At 74.9% G+C, this 3,666-nt stretch carries 4 protein-coding genes and 1 pseudogene; 3 read left to right on the forward strand and 2 right to left on the reverse strand.

Going from position 1 to position 3,666, the window contains the following annotated elements; genetic code table 11:
- Window positions 1-218: pseudogene (locus tag HW445_RS34165) on the reverse strand (hypothetical protein); the annotation flags it as partial.
- Between the two features lie 49 nt (window positions 219-267).
- Here HW445_RS34165 and HW445_RS22225 point away from each other — a divergent pair.
- Entirely contained in the window at window positions 268-858 is a 591-nt protein-coding gene (locus tag HW445_RS22225; protein ID WP_180222739.1) for a helix-turn-helix domain-containing protein, read from the forward strand.
- Window positions 859-887: 29 nt separating this feature from the next.
- On the opposite strand, the gene HW445_RS22230 is transcribed toward HW445_RS22225, so the two are convergent.
- The gene (locus tag HW445_RS22230) at window positions 888-1,769 is read right to left on the reverse strand and encodes an alpha/beta hydrolase (protein WP_180222742.1); all 882 of its coding nucleotides are present in this window, start codon (window positions 1,767-1,769) and stop codon (window positions 888-890) included.
- A 150-nt stretch (window positions 1,770-1,919) separates the two neighbouring features.
- Here HW445_RS22230 and HW445_RS22235 point away from each other — a divergent pair, with 150 nt between their 5' ends.
- Window positions 1,920-2,372, forward strand: a complete 453-nt coding sequence (locus HW445_RS22235) for a VOC family protein (protein WP_180222740.1) — start codon at window positions 1,920-1,922, stop codon at window positions 2,370-2,372.
- Between the two features lie 119 nt (window positions 2,373-2,491).
- The coding region (locus HW445_RS34170) for an alpha/beta fold hydrolase (protein WP_180222741.1) at window positions 2,492-3,666 on the forward strand (1,175 nt) is incomplete at its 3' end.

Consider the following 3,666-nt stretch of genomic DNA (forward strand, 5'->3'; position numbering starts at 1 on the left):
GGGCCGAGGGCGGTCGCGGCGCGGTCGAGGACCTCCTCGAGCGCGGGGGCGAAGGTCGTGGCCTCCAGCTCCAGCAGCCGGGCGTGCGCGGTGTCACCGCCGTGGCCGTGGTGGTGGCCGTGAGCGTGGCCGTGCTCGTCGTGCCGGGTGCCGCCTTCCGGGTGAGCATGGTGGTGGCCGGGGCCAGGACGGTGACTGGGAGCGGGGTGGTGCGTCATGTCTCCCACCGTAAGGCGGCCCCTGCCCCTGAGGCATACACTCTTGCCTATGACGCAAGAAGTCGACCTGGACGGTCTGATCAGGCAGCGGATCCGGAGCCTTCGGCACGCCCGGGGCTGGTCCCTCGACGCCCTTGCGGCCCGGGCCCACCTCAGTCCGTCCAGCCTGAGCCGGATCGAGACCGGTCACCGCCGGATCTCGCTGGACCAGCTCGTCCCCATCGCCCGGGCCCTGGACACCACGCTGGACCAGCTCGTCGAGTCGCCGCACGACGAGGACGTGGTGATCCGCCCCCAGCCCTCGCACACACCGGGGACCACCGTCTGGCTGCTCTCCCGGGAGGCCTCGGTCCACGGGGTGACGGTGGCCAAGATGCGCATCACCCCGGCCCTCCCGTTCACACCGGAGAGCCTGAAGGTGCATCCCGGCCACGAGTGGTTCACGGTGCTCTCCGGCACGGCACGCCTGCACCTGGGCGACCGGACGGTGCTGGTCCAGGCAGGCGACGCGGCCGAGTTCTCGACCATGACGCCGCACGCCATCAGGGCCCACGAGGGCCCGGTCGAACTGCTGACCGTCCTGGACCACAACGGGGAACGGGCACACCTGCACACGGGGGGCGAGGGCACCCACCCGTGACGCGCCGCCGGGGGTGCCCCGGGTACCGGTCAGCGGGCCCGGGCCCCGGCGCTCCCCGCGAAGAAGTCGCCGAGGGCGGCCGCCAGTGCCTCGGGGGCCTCCTCGGCGACATGATGGCCGGAGTCGATCCCGTGGCCGCGGACGTCGTCCGCCCAGCCCCGCCAGATCTCCAGCGGGTCGCCGTGGAGCTCCTCGAGGTCGTCACGCAGCGACCAGAGGATCAGCGCGGGGCAGCGCACGCGCCGGCCCGCCGCCCGGTCGGCCTCCTCGTGGGCCCGGTCGACGGTGAGCCCGGCACGGTAGTCCTCCAGCATGGCGCGGACGACCTCCGGCCGACGCACGGCCTCCAGCCGCTCGGCGTGGTTCTCCGGTCCCATGGCCTCGGGGTCGCCCCGGTACCAGCCGTCGGGGTCGGCACCGATGACGCGTTCGGGGATCTCCGGCTGGGCGAAGAAGAACCAGTGCCACCACCGGGTGGCGAACTCCGCCCCGGCGCGGGCCAGGTGCTCGGAGACGGGCAGGCAGTCCGCCAACGCCACCCGGGTGACCGCCTCCGGGTGGTCCAGGGCGAGCCTCAGCGCGACCAGTGAACCGCGGTCGTGTCCGGCCACCTGGAACCGCCGGTGCCCCAACTCCCGCATGGCGGCCAGGAGATCACCGGCCATGGCCCGCTTGGAGTGGGCGCCGTGGTCGGGGGTGGGATCCGGGCCCCGGGAACGGCCGTAACCGCGCAGGTCCGGGCAGACGACGGTGAAGCCGCGCTCCACGAGGAGCGGCGCCACCCGGTGCCAGGTGGCGGAGGTGCGCGGATGCCCGTGGAGGAGCAGCACGGGCGGTCCCTGCCCGCCCTGCCGGAGGAAGACCGACGCCTCGCCGGTGTCGATGGTGGTCTCGGTGAACTGCGCGAACATCCCGCCGCCCTTCCCGTCGTCGGCCGCCCTCACGCCTCGTACGCGTGCGCCCTCGCACCCGGGGCCCTCGCACCCGGGGCCCGCCGCCGGGTACCCCGGTGTGCCGCGCGTCCACCTCGCCGTGACGGTGGCGGCGGTTAGCGTGAAGTCATGACGACACGACAGCAGTTGAGCCTGGTGACGCTCGGGGTGCGGGATCTCGGGGTGAGCCGCCGGTTCTACACGCGGGGCCTCGGCTGGAGTCCGTTGCTCGACGTGGACGAGGTGGTCTTCTACCAGGTCGGCGGCGGCGTGGCGCTGGGCCTGTTCCGGCTGGGCGACCTGTCGGCCGACGTGGGGCACCCGGCGACGGCCGGCACGCCGTTCACCCTGGCGCGGAACGTGGACTCGCCCGCCGAGGTGGACGAGGCGATGGAGCGGGCCGCCGCGGCGGGAGCGGAGATCCTCAAGCCGGCGCAGCGGGCCGCCTTCGGCGGCTACCACGGCTACTTCGCCGACCCGGACGGTCACCGCTGGGAGGTCTGCCACAACCCCGGCTGGTCGGTGGCGCCGGACGGCACGGTGTCGCTGACCGCGGTGGAGCCGGCCGACTCCGCGGAGTAGACCTCGTGCGGGCGGAGCGGCCGGCCCCCGGAAAACGCGTTTGGCATCACGGATCCGATCTCGGACGATGACGGCGGCGGCCGTCTCCGGCCGCGCGGAACGAACAGGGGGCAGACGGCATGAGCGATCCGTTCGGGACCGACGGCGGCAGCGCCGACGGCGGCAACGGCGACGGCGGCAACGGCGACGGCGGCAGTGGCAACGGCGCCGACGACGGCGAAGCGGCACTCCGGGACCCCGGACCGCGCGCAGGCCGGGAGGGACACGCCGCCGGTGTCGTGCCGCCCGGGGGGCAGGCGCGTTCCGGTCCCGTCGTGGTCCGGCCCGGGGTGACGCTCGACCACGACGACCTCGGTCCCGCGGACGGCGTGCCCGTCCTGCTGGTCCACGGGCACCCCTTCGACCGGAGCATGTGGCGGCCGCAGGCCGAGGCGCTGGCCGCCGCCGGGTACCGGGTGATCCTGCCGGACCTGCGCGGATACGGGGCGAGCCCCGTGGTCCCGGGGCGAACGACGTGGCGGGACTTCGCCGAGGACCTCGCCGCGCTGCTCCGCCTCGCCGGTGTGGCACGGGCGGTGGTGGTGGGGCTGTCGATGGGCGGGCAGATCGCCATGGAGTTCCACCGGCTCCACCCGGAACGCACGGCCGCGCTGGTGCTGGCCGACACCTCGCCCGTCGGGGAGAGCGAGGAGGGCCGCGTCCTGCGCAACACGCTGGCCGACCGGCTGCTCGCGGAGGGCATGGACGGGTACGCCGCCGAGGTCCTGGACCGGATGATCGCGCCCCGGCATGTGACCGCCCTGCCCGAGGTCGCCCGCCACGTGACCGGCATGATGCGTGCCACCGCACCGGCCGGCGCGGCCGCGGCCCTGCGGGCACGGGCCGAACGCCCGGATTACCGGGCCTCGTTGGCCGACGCCCGGGTGCCCGTGCTGCTGCTGGTCGGCGCGGAGGACACCTACACGCCGGTGGCGGACGCGCAGGAGACGCACCGGCTGATCGGCGGCTCGGTCCTCGCCGTGGTGCCGGACGCGGGCCATCTGCCCAACCTGGAGCAGCCGAAGCGGTTCACCGCGGAGTTGCTGGACTTCCTCGACTCCCGCCGCGAGGCCCTGGGGCCCCCTCACCCGCTGCTGGCGCTCCTGTGGGACGCCGCCGAGGGCCGTTTCCCTCAGGACGACGGGGCCGTCACGGTGCTCTCCCGGCCGCACCACGGGCCGGAGTGCTCGGTCGCCTTCACCGGCCACGCGGTGGTCGCCACCGCGCTGCCCGCCGACCGGGTGCGCGCCCTGCG

This window comes from Streptomyces sp. UH6, assembly GCF_013421635.1.
Classification (GTDB): domain Bacteria; phylum Actinomycetota; class Actinomycetes; order Streptomycetales; family Streptomycetaceae; genus Streptomyces; species Streptomyces abyssomicinicus.

Bases quoted from the DNA above. Each gene is read 5' to 3' on its own strand.
- HW445_RS22230 (WP_180222742.1), bottom strand. From the start codon at position 1,769: ATGTTCGCGCAGTTCACCGAGACCACCATCGACACCGGCGAGGCGTCG.
- HW445_RS22235 (WP_180222740.1), top strand. From the start codon at position 1,920: ATGACGACACGACAGCAGTTGAGCCTGGTGACGCTCGGGGTGCGGGAT.
- HW445_RS22225 (WP_180222739.1), top strand. From the start codon at position 268: ATGACGCAAGAAGTCGACCTGGACGGTCTGATCAGGCAGCGGATCCGG.